Annotated in this window: 20 protein-coding genes; 12 read left to right on the top strand and 8 right to left on the bottom strand. The window is 63.5% G+C overall.

The features are described 5' to 3' along the window. The first annotated feature begins 17 nt into the window (after nt 1-17). Both JJC00_RS25820 and JJC00_RS25815 read left to right on the top strand, forming a co-directional pair. Entirely contained in the window at nt 18-1,007 is a 990-nt protein-coding gene (locus tag JJC00_RS25820; RefSeq protein ID WP_200468690.1) for an ABC transporter ATP-binding protein, read from the top strand. After that, the gene (locus tag JJC00_RS25815; protein WP_200468689.1) at nt 1,004-1,987 is read left to right on the top strand and encodes an ABC transporter ATP-binding protein; all 984 of its coding nucleotides are present in this window, start codon (nt 1,004-1,006) and stop codon (nt 1,985-1,987) included. Before JJC00_RS25820 ends, JJC00_RS25815 begins: the two co-directional genes overlap by 4 nt. A 39-nt stretch (nt 1,988-2,026) precedes the next feature. Here the strand turns inward: JJC00_RS25815 and JJC00_RS25810 are convergent, their stop codons facing one another. The 3 genes from JJC00_RS25810 to JJC00_RS25800 form a co-directional block, all read right to left on the bottom strand. Beyond that, a complete protein-coding gene (locus tag JJC00_RS25810; protein ID WP_200468688.1) occupies nt 2,027-3,013 on the bottom strand; it encodes a helix-turn-helix domain-containing protein in 987 nt (328 codons plus the stop codon). A 193-nt stretch (nt 3,014-3,206) separates the two neighbouring features. Beyond that, nucleotides 3,207-3,914, bottom strand: a complete 708-nt coding sequence (locus JJC00_RS25805; RefSeq protein WP_200468687.1) for a hypothetical protein — start codon at nt 3,912-3,914, stop codon at nt 3,207-3,209. A 117-nt stretch (nt 3,915-4,031) separates the two neighbouring features. Next, entirely contained in the window at nt 4,032-6,869 is a 2,838-nt protein-coding gene (locus JJC00_RS25800; RefSeq protein ID WP_200468686.1) for an ATP-binding protein, read from the bottom strand. A gap of 332 nt (nt 6,870-7,201) precedes the next feature. Here JJC00_RS25800 and JJC00_RS25795 point away from each other — a divergent pair, with 332 nt between their 5' ends. The 6 genes from JJC00_RS25795 to msrA all read left to right on the top strand — a co-directional run bounded on the left by JJC00_RS25795 (nt 7,202) and on the right by msrA (nt 12,341). Next, a complete protein-coding gene (locus tag JJC00_RS25795) occupies nt 7,202-7,873 on the top strand; it encodes a sensor histidine kinase (protein ID WP_200468685.1) in 672 nt (223 codons plus the stop codon). A 132-nt stretch (nt 7,874-8,005) separates the two neighbouring features. Next, nucleotides 8,006-8,707: a VOC family protein gene (locus JJC00_RS25790; protein ID WP_200468684.1), complete on the top strand. Its 702-nt coding sequence runs from the start codon at nt 8,006-8,008 to the stop codon at nt 8,705-8,707. Between the two features lie 240 nt (nt 8,708-8,947). Beyond that, on the top strand, nt 8,948-10,261 hold the full coding sequence (locus JJC00_RS25785; protein WP_200468683.1) for an epoxide hydrolase family protein: 1,314 nt from the start codon (nt 8,948-8,950) through the stop codon (nt 10,259-10,261). Nucleotides 10,262-10,313: 52 nt separating this feature from the next. Then, nucleotides 10,314-11,162: an enoyl-CoA hydratase/isomerase family protein gene (locus JJC00_RS25780; protein WP_200474237.1), complete on the top strand. Its 849-nt coding sequence runs from the start codon at nt 10,314-10,316 to the stop codon at nt 11,160-11,162. A 114-nt stretch (nt 11,163-11,276) separates the two neighbouring features. Continuing rightward, on the top strand, nt 11,277-11,699 hold the full coding sequence (locus tag JJC00_RS25775; protein WP_200468682.1) for an OsmC family protein: 423 nt from the start codon (nt 11,277-11,279) through the stop codon (nt 11,697-11,699). A gap of 126 nt (nt 11,700-11,825) precedes the next feature. Continuing rightward, the gene (msrA, locus tag JJC00_RS25770; protein WP_200468681.1) at nt 11,826-12,341 is read left to right on the top strand and encodes a peptide-methionine (S)-S-oxide reductase MsrA; all 516 of its coding nucleotides are present in this window, start codon (nt 11,826-11,828) and stop codon (nt 12,339-12,341) included. 142 nt (nt 12,342-12,483) lie between these two features. On the opposite strand, the gene JJC00_RS25765 is transcribed toward msrA, so the two are convergent. Next, nucleotides 12,484-13,107 (bottom strand): TetR/AcrR family transcriptional regulator, encoded by a 624-nt coding sequence (locus JJC00_RS25765; RefSeq protein WP_200468680.1) that lies wholly within the window; start codon nt 13,105-13,107, stop codon nt 12,484-12,486. Between the two features lie 141 nt (nt 13,108-13,248). Between JJC00_RS25765 and JJC00_RS25760 the strand changes: the two genes are divergently transcribed. The 3 genes from JJC00_RS25760 (at nt 13,249) to JJC00_RS25750 (ending at nt 16,904) form a co-directional block, all read left to right on the top strand. Then, on the top strand, nt 13,249-14,394 hold the full coding sequence (locus JJC00_RS25760) for an HlyD family secretion protein (RefSeq protein ID WP_200468679.1): 1,146 nt from the start codon (nt 13,249-13,251) through the stop codon (nt 14,392-14,394). Beyond that, complete coding sequence (locus tag JJC00_RS25755) at nt 14,391-15,893, top strand: MDR family MFS transporter (RefSeq protein WP_200468678.1); 1,503 nt, start codon at nt 14,391-14,393, stop codon at nt 15,891-15,893. Before JJC00_RS25760 ends, JJC00_RS25755 begins: the two co-directional genes overlap by 4 nt. A gap of 72 nt (nt 15,894-15,965) precedes the next feature. Then, on the top strand, nt 15,966-16,904 hold the full coding sequence (locus JJC00_RS25750) for an aldo/keto reductase (RefSeq protein ID WP_200468677.1): 939 nt from the start codon (nt 15,966-15,968) through the stop codon (nt 16,902-16,904). A gap of 83 nt (nt 16,905-16,987) precedes the next feature. Here the strand turns inward: JJC00_RS25750 and JJC00_RS25745 are convergent, their stop codons facing one another. Next, nucleotides 16,988-19,828: an ATP-binding protein gene (locus JJC00_RS25745; protein WP_200468676.1), complete on the bottom strand. Its 2,841-nt coding sequence runs from the start codon at nt 19,826-19,828 to the stop codon at nt 16,988-16,990. 372 nt (nt 19,829-20,200) lie between these two features. Between JJC00_RS25745 and JJC00_RS25740 the strand changes: the two genes are divergently transcribed. After that, nucleotides 20,201-21,190 (top strand): Bug family tripartite tricarboxylate transporter substrate binding protein, encoded by a 990-nt coding sequence (locus tag JJC00_RS25740; RefSeq protein WP_200468675.1) that lies wholly within the window; start codon nt 20,201-20,203, stop codon nt 21,188-21,190. Nucleotides 21,191-22,050: 860 nt separating this feature from the next. Here the strand turns inward: JJC00_RS25740 and JJC00_RS25735 are convergent. From JJC00_RS25735 to JJC00_RS25725, 3 genes are read right to left on the bottom strand one after another with little or no spacing between them, the layout of a single operon-like run. Further along, entirely contained in the window at nt 22,051-22,677 is a 627-nt protein-coding gene (locus JJC00_RS25735; protein WP_200468674.1) for an FMN-dependent NADH-azoreductase, read from the bottom strand. A 3-nt stretch (nt 22,678-22,680) separates the two neighbouring features. After that, nucleotides 22,681-24,258, bottom strand: coding sequence for an isochorismatase family protein (locus JJC00_RS25730; RefSeq protein WP_200468673.1), 1,578 nt, complete (start codon nt 24,256-24,258; stop codon nt 22,681-22,683). Nucleotides 24,259-24,279: 21 nt separating this feature from the next. Further along, the gene (locus JJC00_RS25725) at nt 24,280-25,128 is read right to left on the bottom strand and encodes an MBL fold metallo-hydrolase (protein WP_200468672.1); all 849 of its coding nucleotides are present in this window, start codon (nt 25,126-25,128) and stop codon (nt 24,280-24,282) included. Nucleotides 25,129-25,146 lie beyond the last annotated feature (18 nt).

The raw sequence follows: 25,146 nt of genomic DNA, 5'->3' as shown, positions 1-25,146 counted from the left end.
TCGAGGGGCTGATCGCGATGGCGTTGCTCGAAGTCGAAAATCTGCAAACCCACTTCCGTACCCCCAGCGGTATCAACCGCGCGGTGGACGGTGTATCCTTTCATGTCAACGAAGGCGAGACGCTCGCCATCGTCGGCGAGTCCGGCTGCGGTAAGTCGGTGACCTCGATGTCTCTGATGCGACTGATCCCGGAGCCGCCGGGCAGGATCGCAGGCATCATTCGCTTCGCGGGCAGGGACCTCCTGCAGCTCTCAGACCGCGAGATGCGCGAGATCCGCGGCAACGACATCTCGATGATCTTTCAGGAGCCGATGACCAGCCTCAATCCGGTCCTGACCGTCGGCCGTCAGATCCGCGAAACGCTGATGATCCATCAGGGTCTCGACAATGAGGCCGCCGAGGCGCACGCGGTCAAGATGCTGACCCTCGTCGGCATTCCCGAGCCGAAGCGGCGCGTGCGCGAATATCCGCACCAGCTCTCCGGCGGCATGCGCCAGCGCGTGATGATCGCGATCGCGCTGGCCTGCAATCCAAAGCTTCTGATCGCGGACGAGCCGACCACAGCGCTCGATGTGACCATCCAGGCGCAGATCCTGAAGCTGATGCTGGACCTGAAACATCGGGTAGGGGCGGCGATCATCCTGATCACCCATGATCTCGGCGTGGTCGCCGAAATCGCCGAACGCGTCATGGTCATGTACGCCGGCCGCAAGGTCGAGGAGGCGCCGGTGACTGAACTGTTCCGCTCGCCGCGTCATCCCTATACCCAAGGCTTGCTCGGCGCGGTGCCACGGCTTGGCTCGTCGCTGACAGGTACGGCGAGGCGGCTCGCCGAGATCCCCGGACAGGTGCCTGATCTGCGCGAGCCCATCACCGGCTGCGTCTTCGCCGGCCGCTGTGCGCTCGCGACCGATCTCTGCCGACAGTATGCACCGGGGCTCGAGGAGAAGGGGCCGCGCCACATCGCGGCCTGCCACTACGCGGCCAAGGGAGCGGTTGCGGCATGAGCCCTCCGCTGCTCCAGGTCAACGACCTCAAGAAGCATTTTCCGGTCAAGACCGGCTTGTTCGGGCGCAAGTCCGAATGGGTCTACGCGGTCGATGGCGTGTCCTTCGAGATCGCGAAGGGCGAGACGTTATCGCTTGTCGGCGAGTCCGGCTGCGGCAAGTCGACGGTCGGTCGCGCGATCCTGCGGCTGTTCGATGTGACCTCCGGCCAGGTCATCCTCGACGGCCAGCGTATCGACGACGCACATCCGAGCACGATGCGTCAGCTGCGGCAACGCATGCAGGTGGTGTTCCAGGATCCGTTCTCGAGCCTCAATCCGCGTATGCGCGTGCGCGATATTCTCGCGGAGCCGATCCGCAATTTCGGCCTCGCCAAATCCGCGACCGATCTCGAGACACGCGTGACGGCGCTGATGGATACGGTGCGCCTGCCGCGCGAAGCGCTCAACCGCAGGCCGCACGAATTCTCCGGCGGCCAGCGTCAGCGCATCGGCATTGCACGGGCGCTCGCGGCCGAGCCGGAGCTGATCGTCTGCGACGAGGCGGTCTCGGCGCTCGACGTCTCGGTCAAGGCGCAGATCGTCAACCTGTTGCAGGATCTGCAGCGCGAATTTGGCCTCGCGCTGCTGTTCATCAGCCATGACCTCGCGATCGTCGAGCACATGACCCACCGCGTCGCGGTGATGTATCTCGGCAAGATCGTCGAGGTGGCGCCGCGCCGGGAGATCTTTGCCGCGCCAAGGCATCCCTATACCAAGGCGCTGTTGTCGGCGGTTCCGCTGCCGGAGCCCGGAGCTCAGCGCAATCCCATCATCCTCAAGGGAGACGTGCCGAGCCCGATCAATCCGCCGAGCGGATGCCGCTTCCACACCCGCTGCCCGTACGCGTTCGATCGGTGCCGGACTGAAGAGCCGCAACTTCGTTCGGTGGAAGGCGAGCAATGGGTGGCCTGCCATCTCGATGCGCTGCCGGCAGGATGAGCCGGCGCAAGCGACAGGGCACTTGCGCCAAAACCATTCTCATGCGGCGGTACCCGCGAAGCGATCGCCATCCCAGGATGGACGCCGTCGCGGCAGCGTTTCAACATCAGGCCGCTGGTTCCTGGAGGCCGCGCGCCAGCGCGCCGGCGTCTGGCCGCTGATACGCTTGAACACAGTGGAGAAATGCGCCTGGGTGCTGAAGCCGACGGCAAGTGCGATCGCGGCCAACGGTCTCTCGCTCGCCGTCAACATCGACTTCGCCTGCTCGATGCGATGATTGAGCAAATATTCGCGCGGGCGATAGCCGGTCGCTGCGCGGAATTGCGCGGCGAAATGCATTCGGGACAGCCCGGCAACGCCGGCGAGCTCGGACAGGCTGATGCTCCGCTCGAAATGGGCGGCGATATGCTGCTCGACGCGTCGAAGGCGCCATTTGGGCAGGGCGTTGACCTTGGCGCGCCGCATTTCAGAGCGCGTCAGGCGCATCGCAAGGATTTCACCGATACAGCGCGCAAATTGGTGGCCCGCGGTATCGCCTTGTTCGGCAAGTGCCTTGGTCAGCCCCGCGGCGAGCGGGTCGCGCAGCAGAACGAGGTCGTCGAGCTCCTCGGCCGCGTCCGGCGACCATCGTGCGGGGAAATGGTCGGCGGAGATATGGAAGTGCAGGAATTCGCAGGGCCCCTGGAATTGCGCGCTCAGCTGTCGCGACGGCGCGCTGACATACAGCGTGCCTGATGGCATGGTGCCGTCGAAAATGATCTGGCGTTCCCTGGTCAGTTTCGCTCGCGTCGTTTTCAGCGCGATCCCGACGAAATACCGGCCATCAGGCGTCGTCGCTTCGTGCCATTTGGTGTCCCGCGAATCTTCCCATCGCGAGATCGTGATCTCTTCGATCTTCGAACCCGAAGCAATCTGGCGCCACCCGTCTTCTCGGGCGATCGCCTGGCTCGCGTGATGGATTTTCTGATCCCGCGGGCCGGCCGGACGATCAATCCAAGTGTAGGCCGTCTGCGATTCGGTCAACATTGCTCATCCTCTCTCAGCTTCTCGTCGTACTTGTGGTCAACTGCGAATTCGCAATCTTCCCATGATGAGAGGATAGGCGTGGGTAGGCCTGGAAGCTCGTTAGGGGTGATTAGGATCTGTTAGATTATGTGCGAGCCGCGAGGATGCGGCGGCCGGCCGCAGGAGATGGAATTTTAGCCAATATTTCATGCAGCTACTCGAAGACGGCATCGAAGATCTCGACGTCGATCAGCACGGGCTTTGCAATCACGGTGCCGTCGGGCTGCAACGTCAGCGTACGCCGAAGAGTTGGAACCACGATGCCGCCGAAGGTTTCGTGGGCCCACGAATAGTGCGCGACGGGTGCGCCGAGGAGATCGTGATCGGTCCGCCTCTGCAAAGCGTTCTCGTCGAAATAGAACACCTGCTCGGATGCAAGGCCGATCGGGCTTGGCGGGAATTGTGCGCGAAGACGCCGCCACGTTCCGGTGTTTTCCTGCCACGGGGCTAGCTCCTCCACCACGACGTCGGGACGAGCGAGGAGGAACGGCGTGGTGAGATAATTCCAAATCTGGACGCCGCAGAAGCAGACCAGATGAAGTTCGTCTGCCAGCGCATGTGTGCCATTGGTCGGGAAAGCGAGGCTTGGGTTGTGCCAGGTCCGCAGCACCTGACCATCCAGGCTTTCGATCGTGATCGCGTCCGGCGCAAATGCGCCGGACAGCTCGCCGCCGGTGATGCCGGTGAAGCGGACCGATTGTGTCCGCGTCGATCCCTCCGCGGTGACGTCCTTGAATTCGCGGGCATGTCCGGCGTCGGAGAACAGGGCTCCTCCAACGGAAAGATGCAGCGTGAACCGGCTCAAGCTGTTCCAACGGGCCAAGCCCCCGCAGGCGTCGATCGCATCGTCAAGAAGTGCCATGTCTCGCTGCATCCACCGTGATTCCCAGCACCATGGCGGGGCGGATGCGGCTTGGCGTGTTAGAAGTTGTTAGGAGTTGCAAGAGCCCAATCGGGCGGTATCCCGTTGAACATGCTCTTAATTCAGCGCGCTCAGGAGTCCCTTGGCGGCGACCAGGTCGCGGCTCGACAGGCCTTCCTGATATTGCGCGACCAGCGGTGCGAGCAGAGCCTGCGCTTCGCCCTTTCGCCCAGCCCGCTGCCAGACCCGAGCCAGGCTCATCGCCCCCCGCAGCTCCCAGCCGCGCGCGCATTGCCGGCGCGACAAGGCAAGCGATTGCTGGAGCCAGGCTTCGGCCTCCGTCGCCCTGGCGGATTGGACCAGGATGTCCGCCTTGACCCGCAGCATTTCCGGCATATCGAAGGATTCGCCGTGATCGCCGATCTGGGCGATGGCTTCGTCGATCGTGCGCAAGGCCTCATCGGCCTCGTTGTGGGCGGCCAGCCCCTCCGCGAGTGCTGTCGCAAACACTGTCGTCATGATCCGGTGCCGGGTGGCGTACAACGTCGCCTGGCTGCGGCGAAGATGCTCGATGCCGCCGGCGATGTCGCCGCGGCGGAGCAGGAGCTCGCCCTTCTGACCGATGCCGACCGCGTGATAGGGGCCGAGGAAGTGCCGTGCGGCATGTTCGATCAGCCGATCGATCAGGCTTGCGGCGCTGGCCCAGTCGCCGACCCACAAAAACACGTAGATGGTCCAGATCAGGGAAATGCCGAGCGTCAGGGGCTGCTCGAGTTGTTCGGCCTGCTGCACCGTGTATCTGGCCGCCTCGATGGCCCGGTCGGGCCTGCCGCTGAGCCAGAGCCCGCGCGCCAAGGCGACCAGCGCGACGATGCGGTCGTCATAGCCGAGATGGCCGATATTCAGCCGCTGCGAGCTCGGATTGTGCACCATCGCGCTCTCGCAGAACTGGACGGCCTTGTCCTGGTTCCCGATCAGATGATGTGCCACACCCAGCATCCACTCGACGTTCAGCGTGCTGGTCGGGTCGTTCAGCTTCCTGGCGACGCCTTCGCCCTGTACGCCGGTGCCGAGCGCGCCGTGAAAATCTCCGACGCGAGTCAGATAGATGTGCAGCCCGCGCAACAGCCAGAGCTGCCAGTGCAGGTCGTCGAGCTCCTCAGCCAGTTGCAGGCTTCGCGTGAACGCCGACCGGACCCCCTCTGTGTTGCCTTGCGTGAACATCACGGAGACGCCGAGAGCCGCCTGCAAGGTCATTTCCTTGCGGCTGTCGACCAACTCGGCAGAGGCGAGCGCCTGCTGGGTCCAGCTATGGCATTCCGTCAGCAATGTCAGCTCGAGGAAGAACTGCGCGGCCGCGGCCGCCAGGTCGACGCCGAGCGCGCGGTCGCCGGCCTCTGAGAAGCTCCAGGTCAGGGCGGTCCGCACATTTGGCAGATGATCGGCATAGGGCAGGAAGCCGCCCGCGCTCTGCATGCCGTTGGACTTGATGGAGATGTCGTGCAGGAAGTCGCGGAAATATTCGGCGTGGGCGCGCGCCACGCGGGCTGCTTCCCCACTCTCGATGAGCTTGTCGCCCGCGAAGGCGCGGGTCGTGTCGAGCAGGCGGTATCTCAGCCGTCGTTCGGCAGGCGACGTTGCAATCAGGGATTTTGACAGCAAATTCGAGATCGCTTCGGCCGCTTCCGCCTCGTCGATGCCCTGGCATGCGGCGACCGCGAGCGCAGCTTCGAGTGTGAACGGACCGACGAAGACCGACAGGCCGCGCAACGTCGCGCTTTCGGCCTGGGGCAGCAGGTCGTAGCTCCAGCTCAGCGCCGCGCTCAGTGTCTGGTGCCGGGGAATCGCGGTGCGGCGTCCCCGCCACAGCAGCGAGAAACGGCTGTCGAGCAGCGAGGCCGTGCCGGCGATCCCGTAGGCGTTGACCCGTCCGGCGGCGAGTTCGATCGCAAGCGCAATGCCGTCCAGACGCCGGCAGATATCGGCGACCAGAGGCGCATCCTCTTCACTGAGCTCGAATTCGCTCAGGCTTTCGGCAATTCGCTCGACGAAAAGCTGGCTCGCCGGATAGGCAAGGATGTCGGCCATGCTCAGCCCGTCGCGTTGTGGCGGACAATCCAGCGGAAACAGCCGATAGACCCGTTCGCCCTCGGTGCGAAAGGATTCGCGGCTGGTGGCGAGAACATGCAGCTCCGGAGCTTCCCGCACCATGCGCTCTGCCAGGGGAGCGAGCGCGTCGATGATGTGCTCGCAGCTGTCGAGCACCAGCAGCGTCCGGCGGTTGCGCAATGACAGCAGCAGCCCGGGTATCGGGTCGTCGGAATTGACGGTCAGGCCAAGCGCCGCGGCAATCGTGCCGGGAACGAGCCGCGGCTCCGTCAGCGCGCCAAAATCGACGAAGCACACCTGGCCCTCGAATTCCGCATGCTGACCATGCGCAACGGCAAGTGCGACCGAGGTCTTGCCGATGCCGCCGGGGCCGACGATGGTGACAAACCGATGCAGGGACAGTTCAGTCGCGATCTTCTCGACGGCGTCGTCTCGGCCAATCATCTTCGCGAGTGGGGCAGGTATGGACCGGCGCGAGGACACAGTCGCGGCTGGCCGGTTCTCCGCGGGCGCGGCGCGGTGCAGGGGAGCCGTGAAGCAATAGCCGCGGCCGGGCACGTTGACGACATAGCGGGAGCCTTCGCCGCCATCGCCCAGGGCCTTGCGCAGGGACGTGATGTGGAAGCGCAGGCTGCCCTCGTCGACATTCACGTCAGCCCAGATCCGCTTGACCAATTCCCGCTTGTCGACGACCTCGCCGGCTCGCTCGGCGAGAAAGATGAGGATGTCGAGCGCACGACCGCCGAGATGAAGCGGGGCGCCGTTTCTCTCGAGCAACCGCGACTTCGGAAGCAGTCGGAAGGCCCCGAAGGAAATGGCTGAGTCCTGGTCGTTAGTGTCTGGCACGCGCCGTGATTCCAGCGAAAGGAAAGTGCTGCTGTCTATCTTGGTCTATCAGAACGAGGCCCTCAGTAAACCGGTTGAAAGCGGCGAAATAGCGCAGCGCACGCCGGATTGCTTTTGGACGATATGCTGCAAATTTCGCTTAAACGCGAACGGCTTATGCCGTGATCGGGACGATCTCGGCAGCGCGTTCGAACCGTCACGCGGCAGTCATGTTCTGCTAGCGTCTTGCGCATGCGACCATAACACAATCTTGCAACGTCTAACGAGCGTGAGCCGCGGGTCTGCATCAGTATAGCCTTCGAATTAGGCCCATTTCCAACGGGGAGGCTATGATGGTCGCTATCAGCTCTCGGACGAACGACAGAGCCGTTCGCCCTCACTTTGTCGCCAATCTTGACGATGTCTCGCGTGACTGGGAACTCGTGCTGCGCGAGTCGCACCATCGCATGAAGAACACCCTGACGCTCTTGGGTGCGTCAGTCCGTCGCGACTTCACGCGGGCCGGGACCAAGGACATGTCGGTTGCGGTGGACCGGCTGGAGCGGCGCATCGTCGCCTTCGGCAGGCTCTATCAACTTTTGTCCGACAATGACGATCTGGCGATGATCTCTGTCGAGGCTTTCTTTGGAGGCCTCTGCGGCGCGCTGTCCGAGGCGGTGCTCGAACCGGCCGGTATTCGCTGCGAGGCATCGATCGAAAGCGGCACGCTGCCGGCATGGCAGTGCCACCGGCTTGCGCTGATGCTGACGGAGCTGGTCACGAATGCGGCAAAACATGCCTTTCCGAACAAGAAGAGCGCGCTGATCCGCATCGAGGTGGCGAACCGCGAGGGCAGCTGGCTCTGCACGGTGACTGACAATGGTGTCGGCGCGGTCGGGCCGCTGCAGGGCGCCGGCAGCCGGATCCTGGAAGGCCTGGCGCGCAGCATCAGTGCGCGGATGCAGGGCGAGGCCGGGCAGGGCGGTACACGCGTGACAATAGCAATGCCGCTCGCGGTCACCTGAGGAGGCCGCGCTCACAATCGCTAACGAGCCATAACAACCGATAGCGAGCATTATTCCCCAGTCTGCGCGAAAGTCGTGGTGCCAGAAGCGAGCCTCGGTCGCGAGCCCGCACCTCAAACCAGGGAGTTTGACATGACCACCGCCGAGTTGAATCATCCGGCCGACGCCAAGCCAGAGAACAAGCCAGAGAAATCGCGTGCAGTCGATCTCAAGCTCGAGGTCATCGTGATTCCTGTGTCGGACGTAGACCGGGCCAAGGCATTTTATGCGAGCCTCGGCTGGAGACTGGACGCCGATTTCGCCTCGGAAGACGGTTGGCGCGTGATCCAGTTTACGCCGCCCGGTTCGGCCTGTTCCGTGATCTTCGGCAAGAACGTCACAGCCGCCGCGCCCGGTTCGGCGCAAGGCTTGTACCTGATCGTGTCCGATCTCGACGCGGCCCGGCAGGACCTGCTCGCGCGCGGCGTCAAGATCAGCGAACCCTTCCACGGCGGCGGCGACGTTCACGCCGGGGCGGACGAGCCGTACCTCTTCGGCAGCGTCCGGCTCAACGGCGCGGATCCAAAACGCGGCAGCTATAGCTCGTTTGCCTCCTTCAGGGATCCCGATGGCAACGGCTGGTTTTTCCAGGAAGTCACAACACGGCTGCCCGGCCGGATCGAGGCGACCGACACCAATTTCACCTCGTCGAGCGAACTTGCACGTGCGTTGCGCCGCGCGGCGGCGGCGCATGGTGAGCACGAGAAGCGTACCGGGGTTCACGACGAGAACTGGCAGGACTGGTACGCCGACTACATCGTGCGTGAGCAGGCCGGCCAGCCGCTGCCGACCTGAAGCGCGAGCGTCGATGGTTGGATCAATGTTCACGGCGCGCGATGGTTCATCGCGCGCCGTGATGCGTTTGCATGACGCATCTTGCGAAGATCATCCCTCGTCACGACTCGCAACGGCTAACGCAGCCTAACAATCCATAACGAGCTAATTGCGATTGCTTGATCCATTCTCCCAGCAGGACGAACCGATATGTCGATGCAATTCGGTCAACGTCACCAATCGAACCGAGGGAGATCCAAAATGACGACGCAAGCACGAGCCGACATCCTGAACCCCGACCGCCGCCAGTTGCTGACCCAGGCCGCGATGGGCGCCGTTGCCGCCAGCATGGCAAGCCTGTTGCCGCTGCATTCGGCGAAAGCCGCCGTGAGCGGGGCAATCCGACCGTTCCACGTCAACGTGCCCGAGGAAGATCTGCTCGATTTGCGCCGCCGTCTCGCTGCGACGCGCTGGCCGGATCGCGAGATCGTCGCCGATCAATCGCAGGGCGTGCAGCTCACGACGGTTCAGCAGCTCGTGCGTTACTGGCAGACCGAGTATGACTGGCGCAAGATGGAAGCGCGGCTGAACGCGTTGCCGCAATTCGTCACCGAGATCGACGGTGTCGACATTCACTTCATTCACGTGCGCTCCAGGCACGAGAATGCCCTGCCGATGATCGTGACCCATGGTTGGCCGGGCTCGATCATCGAGCAGATGAAGATCGTCGGTCCGCTGACCGATCCGACCGCGCACGGCGCAACAGCCGCAGATGCATTCGATCTCGTGATTCCTTCGCTTCCCGGTCACGGCTTCTCCGGCAAGCCGACCGAGCTTGGCTGGGATCCGCAGCGTGTGGCACGCGCCTGGGTCGTGCTGATGAAGCGACTTGGTTACAACCGCTACGTCGCCCAGGGCGGCGACTGGGGCAATGCGGTCACCGAGCAGATGGCGCTGCTGGCGCCGCCGGAGCTGCTCGGCATCCACACCAACATGCCCGCGACCGTTCCCAACGACATCGCCAAGTCGCTTCAGCCCGGTGGCTCGAAGCCATCTGGCCTCTCGGCGGACGAGAATCATGCCTACGATCAGCTCGACGATTTCTACAAGCATGGGCTCGGCTATGCGATCGAGATGTCGAACCGGCCGCAGACCCTCTATGGCCTGGTGGATTCGCCGGCGGGCCTGGCCTCCTGGATGCTCGATCACGACGCGCGCAGCGCCGCGATGATCGCGCGCGTGTTCGACGGCAAGACCGAAGGGCTGTCGCGGGATGATGTGATCGACAACATCGCGCTCTACTGGCTCACCAACACGGCGGTGTCATCGGCGCGTCTGTACTGGGAGAACAAGCTGGTGTTCTTCGCGCCCAAGCATGTGAACATCCCGGTCGCCGTCAGCGTCTTCCCGGACGAGATCTACGCCGCGCCGCGCAGCTGGGCCGAGAAGGCCTATCCGAAGTTGATTCACTACAACCGCCTCGACAAAGGCGGCCACTTCGCGGCCTGGGAGCAGCCCGCACTATTTTGCTCGGAAATGCGCACCGCGTTCCGGCCGCTGCGCCAGTCGATCTGAGTTGAGCGGGACGCGGATCCCCTTCCTTCAAACACATATCAGGAGTGAAAACATGAATCGTCCCGAACGCAATTTCACAGCAAATGAGATCCGGTTGGAGCGACGCCTGCCGACATACTGGCGTGTCACCTTCGACATGCCGCCGGTGAACATCTTTGGCCCGAGACACCTGCCGTTGCTCAACGATATCATCACGACGATCGAAACCGATCCGCAGGTGAAGGTCGTTGTGTTTGACAGTGCCGTCGAGGGGTTCTTCATCACGCACTACGATTTCCTCGCGCCGCTGGAGGACTCTCTGAATGTCCCGCCGGGGCCAACCGGGCTACAGGCGCTGCCCGACATGCTGGTGCGCCTGAGCCGGGCACCGGTGGTGTCGATTGCTTCAATCAGGGGCCGGGCGACCGGTGTGGGCAGTGAGCTTGCGCTCGCAAGTGACATGCGCTTTGCCAGCCGCGAGAGGGCGATCCTGTCGCAATGGGAGGTCGGCGCGGGCCTGGTGCCCGGCGGCGGACCGATGGCGCGGCTGCCCCGCCTCATGGGTCGCGGTCGTGCGCTCGAAGTGCTGCTAAGCGCCGATGACATTCGCGGCGATCTTGCCGAACGCTACGGTTATGTGAACCGATCGCTGCCGGATGCTGAGCTCGATGGTTTCGTCGAGGCACTCGCCATGCGTATCGCGTCCTTCGACAAGGATGCGATTGCCGAGACCAAGCGTCTGGTCGATGTCGCGAGCCTGCCGCCGGATGAGGAGATCAAACCGGAATGGGGTGCTTTCATAGCCGCTCTCGGTCGTTCTGCAAGCCAGACCAGGATCAAGGCGCTGATGGCGCGTGGTTTTCACCGCGCGGGCGACGTCGAGAACCGGCTGGGCTTCCACGTCGGACAGATCGGCATCTGATGGAACCGCTGCGGCGCTCGACTGGTTGGAAGGCGACACGGCGGCGGCGCCGGGAGAGCCTTCCACCGATGCGGAGCGCCGCCAAACAACCACAAGCAAACACGGAGAAACGAGATGATCCGAAAGGCAAAAGCAGTATGGCAGGGCACCGGCCGCGATGGCACCGGCCATCTATCGAGCGAATCCGGCGTGCTCGCCGAGACGCCCTATTCGTTCAAGACGCGCTTCGAGAACGAGAAGGGCACTAATCCCGAGGAATTGATCGCAGCGGCACACGCCGGCTGCTTCACCATGGCGCTGGCCTTCGGTCTTCAGCTCGCCGGCTTCACGCCGACCGAGCTTTCAACGGAAGCTGCAGTCACGCTCGATCCTGAAGGCAAGGGCTTCAAGATCAGCAAGTCGGCGCTGACCTTGCGCGCCAAGGTGCCGAATCTCGACGACGCCGGCTTTGCTCGTATCGCCGGTGAGGCCGAGAAGAACTGTCCGGTGTCGAAAGTGCTCAACGCAGAGATCACGCTCGACGCCAAATTGACCTAGCCGAACTGGGAACTGCCCCCGGGACTTGCCAGCATCGGCCCGATGAAGGCAAAGTCCCGGGCGTGTCGGGGATAGGGCGTATCCGCTTGAATCGCGGCCGTCCCGACGCAGCAGATGGAGCATCAAATGACGACAGAGCGCGCAGTTTTGGCCGGGGGCTGCTTCTGGGGCATGCAGGATCTCATCCGCAGGCAGCCCGGCGTGATCTCGACGCGGGTCGGCTACACCGGCGGTCGGGTGAAGAACGCCACCTATCGCAATCACGAAGGTCATGCCGAGGCGATCGAGATCATGTTCGATCCCGCCAAGACCGACTTCCGGACCATGCTGGAGTTCTTCTTCCAGATCCACGATCCCACGACGCTCAATCGCCAGGGCAACGATCTGGGAGCGAGCTACCGTTCGGCGATTTTCTACACGTCGGACGAGCAGAAGCGCATCGCCGAAGACACCATCGCCGACGTCGAGGCATCGGGTCTGTGGCCCGGCAAGGTGGTGACCGAGATCGCGCCGGCCGGCGAGTTCTGGGAAGCTGAGCCAGAGCATCAGGATTATCTCGAACGCTATCCCGATGGCTACACCTGCCATTTCATCAGGCCGGACTGGAAGCTGCCGCGGCGCGCGGTCGCTGCGGGAGGCTAGCGAGGGCGACCGCACGCGCGTGAGGCCGGAACAGGAATGCGCTGGTCTTCGGCTGGAAACGGTCGCTAATTTCTGACGAGAAGGCGGGGCGCGAATGTGCGGGCTATCCTCATCGCGTTGCCGCCCGGCGCGCCGCCGCTCGTCATCCGCAGATCACATCGACCGCCTTCCGGGCAATCTCCCTCAATTCGGCACGAGAAGCGCCAGCACGGGCACGAATCGCAATGGTATGCATCGTGGCCGCAGCGAGGATCGCGAGGGTCGCGGGATCGGCATCGCGCTTCAGCTCGCCCTTCTCTTGTGCAAGGCGGAATCGCGCTTCGAAATCAGCGTCGATCGCGCGAAGTCCCGCCGCAACGCTTTTCCGGATCGCCGCATCTTCCGCGGCTTCCGTGACTGCGGTTCCGACCACGAAGCAGCCACGCGCGTGCCCTTTGCCCGAAAAATAGATGGACAGCGCTGCGTCGAAGGCAAGCATCAGCGCTTCGTCCAACGGATGGTCCCCCGCGAGGGCCTCGCGGGTCGCGGCAAGGCTGATGTCCCAATAGCGTGCGAGTGCCTCCAGGTAGAGGGCATGCTTGTTGCCGAAGACGGCATAGAGGCTCGGCGGACTCATCCCGGTGGCGGCCGCCACCTTGTCCAGGGAAGTTCCGGAGTAGCCGGTCTTCCAGAAGGAGTCGGTGGCCCTTTTGAGGGCTGCCTGTGCGTCATAGGCAGGTGGCCGCCCCCGCCGTGCGGGTCCCGTTTTGCTGGTTTTCCGCGCCATATTGTCAAAACCTCGGCTGCTCGATCGTCTGATATATTTGTATAGGCCGTTATAAAAATCAATGAGCGGGGCCTTGATTGCGGATCCACGCGACAGTATTTGTAACGAGCGTTATTAAATAAATCGGACGTGAGGTCTTCGATGCGTTTGAATTTTGCGCCAATCGCCGGCTGGTTGGGCGATCACAAGAGCTTCCGCGGGAGCGAAGCTGTTGGGCGGCTGCCTGGTGTGGAGCTCGGCAGGCGGCTGCGCGGTCCTTTGATGCTGGCGGTTCCGATCGTCGCGGCTGCGATCGGCGTCTCGATGTATCTCGCCCAGGAGCAATTCGTCTCAACCGACGACGCGTTTGTCCGGGCTGCCAAGGTGACCATCAACGCTCGGGTTTCCGGTCAAGCGGTTGAAGTCGCCGTGCGGAACAACGAGCGCGTTCGACAAGGCCAAGTGCTGTTTCGAATCGATCCGGAGCCCTATCAGATCGCCGTCGATCAGGCGGAAGCCAGGCTTGGCGGCGCGCGCCTTCAGATCGACGCTCTCAAGGCGACCTACCGTCAACAGCAGGCAGAACTGCAATCGGCCAGGGAATCGGCTTCCTTCGACGAACGCGAGTTCGACCGCAAGAGGATGTTGGTCGCCTCCGATTTCACGCCGCGCGCGGTCTATGAGCGGGCCGAGACGGACATGAAGGTCTCCCGCCATCGCATGGCGTCGATCGAGCAGCAGATCGCCAACACGGTAGTCGCGCTCAATGGCGACCCTGATATCGACATCGACCGCCATCCAACCGTTCGCGCCGCCAGGGCTCAGCTCGACCGCGCGCGACTCGATCTGTCCTATGCCACCGTGACGGCCCCCGACGACGGTATCGTGACGAAGGTCGACGATCTGCAGATCGGCGGCTTCGTCAGCGCCGGCGCAGCCACGTTCTCACTGATGTCGAGCCGGCACGTCTGGATCGAGGCGAACTTTCGCGAGACAGGCCTAACTCATATGCATCCGGGCCAGGAGGCGACGGTCGACGTCGACGCCTATCCGGACCGCAAGTTCAAGGCGCATATCGTCAGCATGAGTCCCGGGACCGGGTCTGACTTCTCGGTCCTGCCGCCCGAGAACGCGACCGGAAACTGGGTCAAGGTCGTCCAACGTCTGCCGGTGCGTCTCGAACTCGATGATCTCGATCCGAACCGGCCGTTGTTCTCGGGCATCAGCGTGACGGCCCGGGTCGATACCGGCTTTCGCCGCACCTGGCCGCATCTGCTCCAACCCGCGCTCGCGACGGAGGGCAAATGAGTACGCTTCGCCCATCGACCGCTGCGCCCGGCGGTTATCGTGCAATCTCCGCGGCGGCCCTCATGGCGACCTACATGCAGGCCGTCAACATATCGATACCGAACGCGGCGCTACCGCATATTCAGGCGACGCTCGCGATGGCCAATGACGAGGTCGGCTGGGTGTTTTCGTCGTACATCGCGGCGAGCGCCGTGACCATGTCGATCACGCAATGGCTCGCGGGTCGTTATGGCCGGAAGGCGGTCTATCAGAGCTCGATCGCGATCTTCGTGCTAGGTCTCGTCCTCAGCACGCTGGCGACGACGTCGATCCAGTTCGTGCTGGCACGGATTCTCCAGGGATTGGCAAGCGGGCCGCTCGCGCCGCTTTCGCTGGCGATCCTGCTCGAGGTGACGCCGCCGCCGCGGCACGCGCGCATGAGCCTGGCATGGACTGTGTGCTCCCTGCTCGGCATCAGCACCGGCCCCGCCATCGGCGGCTGGCTCAGTGAATACTGCGGCTGGCCTTCGATCTTCTATTTCAGCCTGCCGATGACGGGCTTCATCTTCCTGACGATGGCCCAGTTGCTGGGCGAGAAGCGCGCGGAGCAGAGCAAGTCTTTCGACTTCTTCGGGTTGACGACGTTTTCCGTCGGCATGATCGGACTGCAAATGCTGCTCGATCGTGGCGAGCGTCTCGAATGGTTCGCCTCGACGGAGATCTGGATCGAAGCGATCGCTTCGGTCCTCGGTTTCTATCTCTTCATCGTCCACGTCATGACAACAAGGGAGCATTTTCTCCGCACCGCGCTGTTCAGGGATCGCAATCTCGTGCTCTCGACGGTCATCTCGTTCGCGCTCGGCTTCGTCCTGTTGCCGACCCTCGCGTTGACGTCCTCGATGCTGGAGGAATTGCTCAACTACCCCGTCGACACCACTGGCTACATGACGATTCCGCGCGGCGTGGCGCTGGTGGGCGCGCTGGTGCTGACGAGCCTGGTTCCGGCGCAAGTCGACTATCGCCCGTTCCTGATGGGCGGGATGGCGCTGGTGGTCTATGCCAACTGGCTGATGCTCGGCTATTCACCCGCAATGGACTGGCGGCCGGTGGTCGAGGCCGGCCTGCTCCAGGGGGCCGGCATCGGCATGTTGTTGCCGGCGCTTGCGAGAGCTGCGTTCGGCACGCTCGATCCGAAGCTCCGCCCGGAAGGCAGCGCGCTGATCAACCTGTCGCGCCTCTATGGCAGTACCATCGGCATCGCGGTGGTCCAGCTTTTCTTCTACGCCAACACTCAAGCCGTGCACATCGCACTCGCAAAGAACCTGACGCCATACCGGGTCGCCGCTTTCGTTGGAGGCTGTGTTGGCAAGCCAGGCCTCGCCGCGCTCAACGGCATGGTCACGCGTCAGGCGGCCACAGTCGCGGTCATCGACCAGTTCGAGATCTTGATGTTCGCGATGCTCGTGGTGATCCCGCTCGTGTTCCTGCTCCGCAAGCCGCGGCCGGCCGGCTTGTCGTGAAATGACATCGTGTCCGTAACCTCGATCGACCTGTCCGCATCGCGCGGCGGGCGGTCAACAAGGAGTATCACCATGGCGACCTCCGATTCACTTCGCTACACGAGGATTCCCACCCATGAGTCCGGGACGATTCCCGCGGTGGGGTTTGGCACGCTCATTCCGGACCCGGTCGTGACCAAGGAGGCCACCAAGGCTGCATTGGAGGCGGGATTCCGACATCTCGATTGCGCGGAGCGCTACCGCAACGAAGCGGCGGTCGGCGATGCGCTGCAGGAGGCGTTCAAGGCGAGGAAGCTTCAGCGACAGGACCTGTTCGTTACGACGAAGCTATGGAACACCAATCATCGGCCCGAGCGGGTCAAGCCTGCCTTCGACGCTAGCCGCCGGCGGCTGCAACTGGACGAGATCGACTGCTACATCATGCACACGCCCTTTGCCTTTCAACCCGGCGACGAGCAGGACCCGAGGGACGAGCACGGTCGGGTCATCTATGACTCAGGAGTTACGCTGGTGGAGACGTGGCACGCGCTGGAGCGCCTCGTCGACGAGGGACACTGCAAGTCGATCGGCCTGTCGGACATTACCTTGGAAAAGCTGCGCGAGATCGTTGCGGTCGCGCGGATCAGGCCTGCCATGGTGCAGGTCGAATCGCATCCGTATCTTCCCGAATGGGAACTGCTCGATTTCTGTCGAGAGCACGGGATCGTGCTCCAGGCGTTTGCAGCGCTGGGACACGCCATGAAGCCAAACGTCCTGGCCGACCCGGTGATCACCGCGATCGCGGAGCGCCTGCACAAGACGCCGGCTCAGATTGCTCTGGCCTGGGCGGTCCAGCGCGGCACTGCTTTCCTGACGACGTCGACCAATCCTGGCCGTATCCAGGAAAATTTCGATATCTCAGCCATGCCTGAAGACGCCATGCGGGAGATGCGAGAGCAGATCACGACGAGCATCAGGTTCAACACGGTGGTCGAGACCGGCGTGCCCGGATTTATTCCCCGGGCGGGATGAAGCGAGCAGCGCGGTGCCGCGTTCCGCGACCGGGACGCGGCGTTGATGTTCGGGTCGAATACCCTTGGGGCAGGACGGGCGGATCAGGTTCGCAATTGCGCGATCAGGCTGCGCGCGATCCGCATATCCGCGATATCGGATCCTTCGGTCAGCGCGGCGCAGGCCTTATCGAGAATGGCCAGTGCCTCTGTGTGCTGGCCCTGTCCGATCCTGAACTGAGCGATGCTGATCGCGCATCGCAGTTGCCAGAACTCCGCCCCCTGCTGTGTTGCGAGCTCCATCGCCTCGTGAAAGCAGGCGTCGGCGGCTTCCGATTGGGGTGTCTCTCTCAGCATCAGGTCACCCTTGATGCGGAGTAGCTCCGGCAGATACCAGAATTCCTGTCTGTCGTTGCAACGCGCCAGCGCGTTCTCGATCGTGTCGAAGCCGTTGTGGACCTGATTGGCCTGTCCGAAACAGGCCGCGAGCTCGCCGAGCAGGGGAAGAAACCGCGGCAGGAAGCGCGCATCGCCGGCACGATTGAGCTCGTCGCGCAGCAGCGACAAGCCTGTCTCGACGTTGGTGCGCCTGGCGATGACGAGGGCGTTGAAGGCGCGCGCCCACAGGCCCCAGAGCCGGATGGCGTGGCGATCGGTATGCTCGAGGAGCTCGGTCCCGTAGCGCTCGGCGGCGTCGTAGTCGCCAGCCAGAAAGGCGATCGGGCAGGCGGCCTGTCCCAGCACGCTGCAGAAGGTCAGCGCGTGGCCCATGGCTCGGCCTTCGTGGATGTTCTGCTCGGCGAGCGCCTTGGCCTGATCCGCATGACCCTGCAGCCACAGGATGCGGGCGCGAAAATACTGTGTCGATAGTCTGACATCGAGCGGAAAGATCTTTGGCTTCGCGGCCAGCACATGCAGGGACGCATTGACCCGGTCGATGCGGACCCTGGCCTCGCGCTGGTCTCCGAGATAATGCAGGGCGACGGCCGTCAGCCGGTCGCCCAGCATGAGATCGGTCTTGTCGGGTGAACTCGCCGCAGCTTCCGCAAAACGATCGGCGAGCACGCGCGCCTTGCCGAACGCGCCGTTGTTGAACTGGTCGATGCACAAGCCCCAGAGCGCCCGTAACCGGAAATCCTTGTCGTCGAGCCTGTCGGCCAATTCGAGCGTGGCCTCGAGGATTGGGCGGGCCTCGCGGGCGCGTCCCTCGCCATACATCAGCGACCAGCCGAGCGCCGCCAGCAGCTGCATGCGCACCCGCTCGTCGCCGTGGTCACCGAGGGCGGCCAACGCCGTTCTGGCGCGCTCGCGACACTCGGCAAACAGCGAAAGGCGGATCCAGAGCGTGACCGCCACCGCCGTCAGGGCGATGCCGAGCTGTGCATCGCCATCCGGCGAAAAGGCCCAATCCAGCGCAGCACGCAGATTGTCCAGCTCCGCGCCATAGACGCCGAGCCAGTCCGGCAGCGGCGCCGAGGTCTCGGCTTCAGCGCGCTCGAACAGGTCGCGAAAATATTCGGCGTGCCGCTGCGCGATCCGCTTCGCTTCGCCGGCCTCGTTGAGCTTGCCGAGCGCGTAGGTGCGCGTGGTATCCAGCAGGCGATAACGCAATGTTCGTGCGCCTGATGGTGCGATCAGCGATTTGGTGACGAGATTGTCGATCGCCTCCATGGTCGCCGCGGCGCTGAGCCCATCGCCCGACGCGACGGCGGCAGCCGCCTCGGGCGTGAACGGGCCGACGAACACCGACAATCTCCGCAGGATCGCGCTCTCGGATGCGGGAAGCAGGTCGTAGCTCCAGTCGAGCGCGGCACTGAGCGTCTGGTGTCGCGGGATGGCCGTGCGGCGCCCGCGCCATTGCAGCGAAAAGCGGCTGTCGAGGAGGGATGCCGTGCCGGCGATGCCATAGGCATTGACGCGCCCCGCCGCGAGTTCGATCGCGAGCGCGATGCCATCAAGGCGGCGGCAGATATCCGCCACCAGCGGTGCTTCTTCCGCGCTGAGCTGAAAGGACCCGGAGCTCTGCGCGATACGTTCGACGAAGAGCTGGGCTGCGGGATAGGCGAGGATCTCGGCCACGGCGAGGTCGTCGCGCCGGGGCGGGCAGTCCAGCGGAAACAGTCGAAAGATCCGCTCGCCTTCGCTGCGAAAGGATTCGCGGCTGGTGGCGAGCACATGCAGCCGCGGCGCTTCGCGAACGACGCGCTCGACCAGCGGCGCGAGGGTCTCCAGCACGTGCTCGCAACTGTCGAAGATCAGCAGCGTCGGTTTCGCCTGCAGATGGGTCAGCAGGGCCGGGACCGGATCCTCCGCATTGATGGACAGCCCGAGCGTCGATGCGATGGTGATCGCGACGAGTTCGGGCTTCCTCACCGGCCCGAAGTCGACGAAGAAAACGTTGCCGTCGAAATGGGCAAGCCGGCGATGGCCGACGGTCACGGCTACTGCGGTCTTGCCGATACCGCCGGGACCGACCACGGTGACGAAACGATGTTGCGCGAGCCCGGTCGAAATCTTCTCGATGACGTCGTCTCGCCCGATCACCCAGGCGAGCGGCGCGGGAAGCGAGCGGGGAAGCGGCACATCAATCGGGGAAGCGGGGGGCGCGGTTGCAACCTGGGCGAGAGATGCGACGAAGCAATAGCCGCGTCCGGGGACGTTGACGACATAGCGGGCGGATTTTCCGGTGTCGCCGAGCGCCTTGCGCAGCGCTGCGATGTGGAAGCGGAGGCTGCCGTCGTCCACATTCACGTCGGCCCAGACGCGTTTGACCAGCTCGCGCTTGTCGACGACTTCGCCGGGCCGCTCGGCCAGGAAGATCAGGATGTCGAGCGCGCGGCCTCCGACGTGAAGGTGCGTGCCGTCCTTCTCCAGCAGGCGCGACTTCGGAAACAGTCGAAATGGCCCAAAAGAAATGGCCGAGTCATGGTTGTTATCGTCTGGCACGCGTTATTGCCCCCTCGGCAGGGAGTCAAAAATGTTTGAATTTGGTCTAGCAGATCGAAGCAGTGAGTAAACTGGACGAAAGCAGAGGGCAAGGCTGCCAACGCGCTCCGCGTCGCTCTGTTGGTCTCGTGCAAGAGAAAATATTGGCGTCATAATAATGGCTTAGACCGATTGAAGAACGTGCCTCATCGGCGCAGCTGTCAGTCTTGCGCAGAGGAGCATGCCGAAAATCGGGTGGAGATGTCCGCTTTGCTCACAAGCCGTGATCGTCTCGCCGATCGCACATGCCATTGACGATGGCTGCATCCTGCTGCGAATGGTGTCCTGGGAGCCGGTCCCGCCACTGATCAAAAGCTACTTTCGGAACAGGACATGCCCTCCCTTTCGCGGCGACGATTCGTCAATGCAGCTGCACTTGCAGCATCTGTCGCCGGATTACCACGCAGCGTATGCGCTGCAGGATATCCATCGCGCCCCATTCGGCTGGTGATTCCCTATGGGGCCGGCGGCTCGGGTGATGAGATCGGACGTCCCTGGGTTGAGAGGATGTCGTCGCAGCTTGGTCCGACTTTCGTCGAGAACATCGGCGGTGCAGGCGGCGCGATCGGGACGACCGCCGTCGCGCGCGATGCGCCTGATGGCTATTCACTGCTTTTGGGAAACGGCAGCACGCAGGTCATCATCCCGCTGACGACGGCAAATCCCAGCTATTCTGCCGGCGACTTCCGGGCGATCTATCGCCTGATCAGCAGCGCCTTGGTTTTTGCCTCCCATCCGTCGGTGCCGGCTGCAAACCTGAAGGAGCTGATCGCTTACGCCAGGGTCAGACCCGGTACGATGTCTTACGGGACGCCCGGCATCGGTACCGGAAATCACCTGGTCGGCGAGCTGTTCAAGCAGCAGGCCGGCGGGCTGGATATCGTCCACGTTCCCTATCGGGGGATCGCGCAGGCGACCAACGACCTCGTCAGCGGCCAGATATCTCTCGTCGTTGCCGTCATGTCCGTTCAATTGCAGCAACTCAGTCAGGCCGGCAAGATACGGCTGCTCGCGGTCACTCCCGAGAAGCGGTTGAGCGGCGCGCCTGATATCCCGACCGCCATTGAATCCGGCATGCCGGATCTCAGTTATGAGGGATGGTTCGGCCTGTTCGCGCACAAGATGACAGACGATGCGATCATTGACCGCATCGCGCTGGCGACACGGGCGGCGATGGCCGATCCTGCATTGCAGGCGGTGTATCGCGCGCAAGGCATGGAGCCGGATAGCGATTCCAGTCCGGACAAGTTTCAACGAATTGTCGAGGCCACCACGGCAAGCCTTGCTCCCGTGATCAAGTCGATCGGGCTTAAGTCGTTGTAGGCCGACGCTGAGCCGTCGGGCAAAACACCCGAGGGGCCGTCAAGTCGCTCGCGCAAAAATATTTCGCTTTACCGAAATTCGGAAATGGCGTATGTGTCGGGGCATCCCGGCTCATCCTTGAGGGGCGATCGTACGTCGTCACGAATTGCGAGCCGGGCTTGCGGTGGACGCGGCAGCGTCGGCGCGAAAAGGTGCGGGCAGGGCGGGTAGTCCCTGTGAGCCCGCAACCGCGTGCGGATGAGCGGCGCTGTTGAGTTCGTCTCGCCAACATTTCGATGGCTACGTGCACGATGCCATCGAACCCTGTGGCAACAGGCGAACGCGCGTACGGCAAAACCGTGTGGTCCTGGCCGTCGTTGCTACGGTCAAGCCTGTCGCGGAGGTGTGGAGCGCCCAACCGGGTCAACCACATCGTCGATTCGCGGGGCGAGGGAGGCCAGAAGGAACTCGGCTCCCGGGAGAGCACGGCATAAGCCGTCAACCCATCGCGCAGGGAAGGCCGAGTGATTGGCACCGCCTGTATGCTGCTGTGCGGTTCTTCCTGCGTGTGCTTTTCGCGCAGCGGACCGCGGGTGCGAGGTCAGCACCCGGTCTTCCCTGCGCCCTCTTGGTTTCAGAGGGTGGAGAGATCAAGCAAAGCTCGGGCGAATCGCGCCGCGAGGCCGCGAAGGTGTGTCTGGAGCTGAAATGCGATTCGGAGAATGGCGATGCCGCCTCATACTCCGTCATTGCGAGCGCAGCGAAGCAATCCAGAGTCTTTCCACGGAGGGAGTCTGGATTGCTTCGCTGCGCTCGCAATGACGATGGGGGAAGCAGCGAGCGCTTATCTCTCCCAAGTCCCCTGAGGTGGCGTGCGCAACTCAGAACCGCCTCGCCATCTCCGTAAGGTGGCGGTGGGCGGTGTCACGGGCGGCGCGGATCGGCTCGGCCGGTCCAGTCGTCGGTCCGATCGGCACGAAGCGCACGTCGCTGACGCCGATGAAGCGGAGCGCTTCACGCAAGTAGGGCGTCGCCATGTCGATGCGGCCGCGGTTCATGCCGGTGGCAAAGTCGCTGCCGGAGGCCAGGATCACGATGGTCGGCCGGTCCTTCAGCAGCGGAAGATAGCCCTGCGCTGGATCGAAGCGGAAGGTGAGCCCGGGCTGGATGATGATATCGAACCATTGCTTCAGCTTGTAGGGGATGCCGAAATTCCACATCGGCGTCGAGATCAGCACGCGGTCGGCCAGCGAAAAGCGCAGGGCCATCCGCTCGGCCTCCGCAAAGCTGTCCCGCTGCGCGTCGTTGAAGGTTTGCGCCTGCATCCGCGCATATTTGGCTTCGACAATAGGACCGGCAAATTCCGGCATGCGTTCGCGCCAGAGATCGACGACGTCGATGTCCCAGTCAGGGCGAACCTGGCGGAAGCCGTCAAGGAAGAGTCGTGCACCGGCGCTCGACTCGGAGTCAGCGCGGGGCGAGCAGGAGAGGTGCAAAAGCTTTGCCACCGCTCATCCCAGCGCCTTGATGACGGCATCCGACCGCGTGACGACGGCAACGTTTTGCATGGCAAATTTGATCGAGGCCGAGTGCCAATCGGCATTCATGGTCGAGCAGCAGTCTTCCGGCACGATCATGAAATAGCCCTTGTCGGCGCCAGTGCGCGCAGTGTGCTCGACCGACATATTGGTCCACGCGCCGGTGTTGATGATCATGTCGCGGCCGGTGGCCTTGAGGATCGTCTCCAGCCGGGTGCCCTCCCAGGCGCTCATCCGCATCTTCTCCACGACGAAATCGCCGGGCCTCGGCTCGAGACCCGAGACCGGTGCAGCGCCCCAGCTGCCGCGCACCATTGCCTTGCTGTCGACGAGACCCTCGAACAGCGGCGCGTTCAGCGTCACGCCGGGCGCGCCGGGCTCGACCACGAACCAGACATGGATGATGACGACGCCGCGGGCCCGCGCCGTCTCCGCAAGGCGCCGCACGTTCTCGACGACGTGCTGCTGTTTCGCATGACCGGGCGCGCCCGACTCGGCGAACGCTCCGCCATCCATGATGACGTCGTTCTGAAGGTCCTGGATGATCATGGCGCAGCGGTTTGGATCGAGGCGCAACTCGCCGTCGGCCAGGATCGGCGCCGCGGCCGCGGGGCCGGCGCTCGTGGCGCCGCCGCTGCTGCGTCTTCCGCTCATATAGGGCTCGTGGCGCGGTCCGGCCTTGGTCGGAATGGCGTAAACCGAATGCGTCGAGGTCAGGTACAGCGTGCGGAAATCCGGTCCGCCCCAGGCGAGGTTGGCGACGAGCTCGGGCACACGAACTTTTCCAAGCAGCTCGCCGCGCGGCGAGTAGACCCAGACGCCACCGGGCGCCGTGACCCAGACATTGCCATGCTGGTCGCACTTCATGCCGTCGGGCAGGCCAGGCTCCAACTCGGACCGGATGCCGCTCGCAAACACGCGCGCATTCGACAGCGTGCCATCGGCATTGACGTCGAACACACGAACCAGCGCCTGCACGGTGTCGTTGACATAGAGCAGTGTTTCGTCCGGCGAGAAGCACAGTCCATTCGGCTGATCGAACAGGGTTCGATCGACCACCAGCTTCGGCTCGCTGCCGGGCACGACGCGATAGACGCCCTGGAAGCCGAGCTGGCGCGGCCGCTCGACCCCATAGACCGGCATGCGGCCATACCAGGGATCCGAAAAATAGATCGCGCCGGAGGAGTGCACACAGACGTCGTTGGGGCTGTTGAGCTCCCGTCCGCCAAAATGCGAGGCCAGCACCTCGCGCCGTCCGTCGGGCCGCTCGCGGATCAGCGACGAGGTCGCGTGCTCGCAGACGATCAGATTGAGCTCCGCATCGTAGGTCATGCCGTTGCACTTGTTCGACGGACGCTTGACCTCGGCAACGCCGCGCCGCGCATCCCAGCGCCGGCGCACATCGCCCGGCATGTCCGAGAACAACAGATAATGATCGACCGGATGCCAGATCGGCCCTTCCGTGAAGTCAAAGCCTGTGCCGACCTGCGCAACCGGTGCGTAAGGGTCGATCAGGGTCTCGAATTCGGAGCGCAAGGTGACGTGTGTCATCGGTCGGCCCTCAGGTTCATCTCAGGCCGGGAACCAATTGCGCGCGGGCAGGGACTGCACGATCGGGCCCGGGACCTGATCGTGGAGCCGGCCCACGACGTTGCCGCCTTCGATCTTGGCGGGACGATCGTGCACCGGCAGCAGATAACGCGAGTTGCTGAGCAGTTTTTTGATCGCGGCCTTCTCCGCCCGCTTGGTGGTACCGTGGTTGCCCGTGGTGCGCGGCTCCCAGTCGTGGATCTCGTTGAAGGGGGTGACGATCTGGTCGTTGAAATCGTAGATGACATCGCCGCAGATGGTGGCGATGCCGTCGGCGGTTTCGACGATGATGTTCATCGACCCCTCGGTGTGGGCGTTGGCCGCATCGCAATAGACGCCGGGCATTAGTTCGATCGGGCCGGTAATTTCGAGATCGAGGAAGCGCAGCGCGCTCTTGGTGTGAAGCCGGTCGATCAGATGTTTGATGTCAGGCGCCGGATATTGCGGATGCATCAGGCCGGAGACGGAATATTCGAGCTCCTTGCGATTGAGCACGACGGTCGTGTTCATCGGGAACAGATCGTCCTTGCCGGCGTGGTCGATGTGCAGATGCGTATGACAAACGAAGCGGACGTCGCCCATGCGCACGCCGTGGCGGGCAAGTTGGTTCTCGATCATGTTCTCGTGGTACTGCAAGCCGCGCATGCCCAGCGTCTCCATGATCTGGTTGGAGCGGTAGCCGGTGTCGACCACGACCGGATATTTGCCGCCAAGGATCAAAAAACCCAGCGTGAGAACGCGGCGAGTGCGGCCGCAGTCGCGGCCGAGCACCAGGAAGCTCGATTCCAGCTCAATATCGCCGTAGTCCAGGATCTTGATCTCCAGCGCCATTCGTTTCGCTCCCTGTCC

The sequence above is a fragment of the Bradyrhizobium diazoefficiens genome (genome assembly GCF_016616885.1).
GTDB classification, from domain to species: Bacteria; Pseudomonadota; Alphaproteobacteria; order Rhizobiales; family Xanthobacteraceae; genus Bradyrhizobium; species Bradyrhizobium diazoefficiens_F.
Note: the sequence above shows the minus strand (reverse complement) of the source record. Positions and strands in the feature narration are given on the sequence as shown.

Coding starts and splice junctions, on each gene's coding strand:
- JJC00_RS25820 (WP_200468690.1), top strand. CDS start 18: ATGGCGTTGCTCGAAGTCGAAAATCTGCAAACCCACTTCCGTACCCCC.
- JJC00_RS25815 (WP_200468689.1), top strand. CDS start 1,004: ATGAGCCCTCCGCTGCTCCAGGTCAACGACCTCAAGAAGCATTTTCCG.
- JJC00_RS25810 (WP_200468688.1), bottom strand. CDS start 3,013: ATGTTGACCGAATCGCAGACGGCCTACACTTGGATTGATCGTCCGGCC.
- JJC00_RS25805 (WP_200468687.1), bottom strand. CDS start 3,914: ATGGCACTTCTTGACGATGCGATCGACGCCTGCGGGGGCTTGGCCCGT.
- JJC00_RS25795 (WP_200468685.1), top strand. CDS start 7,202: ATGGTCGCTATCAGCTCTCGGACGAACGACAGAGCCGTTCGCCCTCAC.
- JJC00_RS25790 (WP_200468684.1), top strand. CDS start 8,006: ATGACCACCGCCGAGTTGAATCATCCGGCCGACGCCAAGCCAGAGAAC.
- JJC00_RS25785 (WP_200468683.1), top strand. CDS start 8,948: ATGACGACGCAAGCACGAGCCGACATCCTGAACCCCGACCGCCGCCAG.
- JJC00_RS25780 (WP_200474237.1), top strand. CDS start 10,314: ATGAATCGTCCCGAACGCAATTTCACAGCAAATGAGATCCGGTTGGAG.
- JJC00_RS25775 (WP_200468682.1), top strand. CDS start 11,277: ATGATCCGAAAGGCAAAAGCAGTATGGCAGGGCACCGGCCGCGATGGC.
- msrA (WP_200468681.1), top strand. CDS start 11,826: ATGACGACAGAGCGCGCAGTTTTGGCCGGGGGCTGCTTCTGGGGCATG.
- JJC00_RS25765 (WP_200468680.1), bottom strand. CDS start 13,107: ATGGCGCGGAAAACCAGCAAAACGGGACCCGCACGGCGGGGGCGGCCA.
- JJC00_RS25760 (WP_200468679.1), top strand. CDS start 13,249: ATGCGTTTGAATTTTGCGCCAATCGCCGGCTGGTTGGGCGATCACAAG.
- JJC00_RS25755 (WP_200468678.1), top strand. CDS start 14,391: ATGAGTACGCTTCGCCCATCGACCGCTGCGCCCGGCGGTTATCGTGCA.
- JJC00_RS25750 (WP_200468677.1), top strand. CDS start 15,966: ATGGCGACCTCCGATTCACTTCGCTACACGAGGATTCCCACCCATGAG.
- JJC00_RS25740 (WP_200468675.1), top strand. CDS start 20,201: ATGCCCTCCCTTTCGCGGCGACGATTCGTCAATGCAGCTGCACTTGCA.
- JJC00_RS25730 (WP_200468673.1), bottom strand. CDS start 24,258: ATGACACACGTCACCTTGCGCTCCGAATTCGAGACCCTGATCGACCCT.
- JJC00_RS25725 (WP_200468672.1), bottom strand. CDS start 25,128: ATGGCGCTGGAGATCAAGATCCTGGACTACGGCGATATTGAGCTGGAA.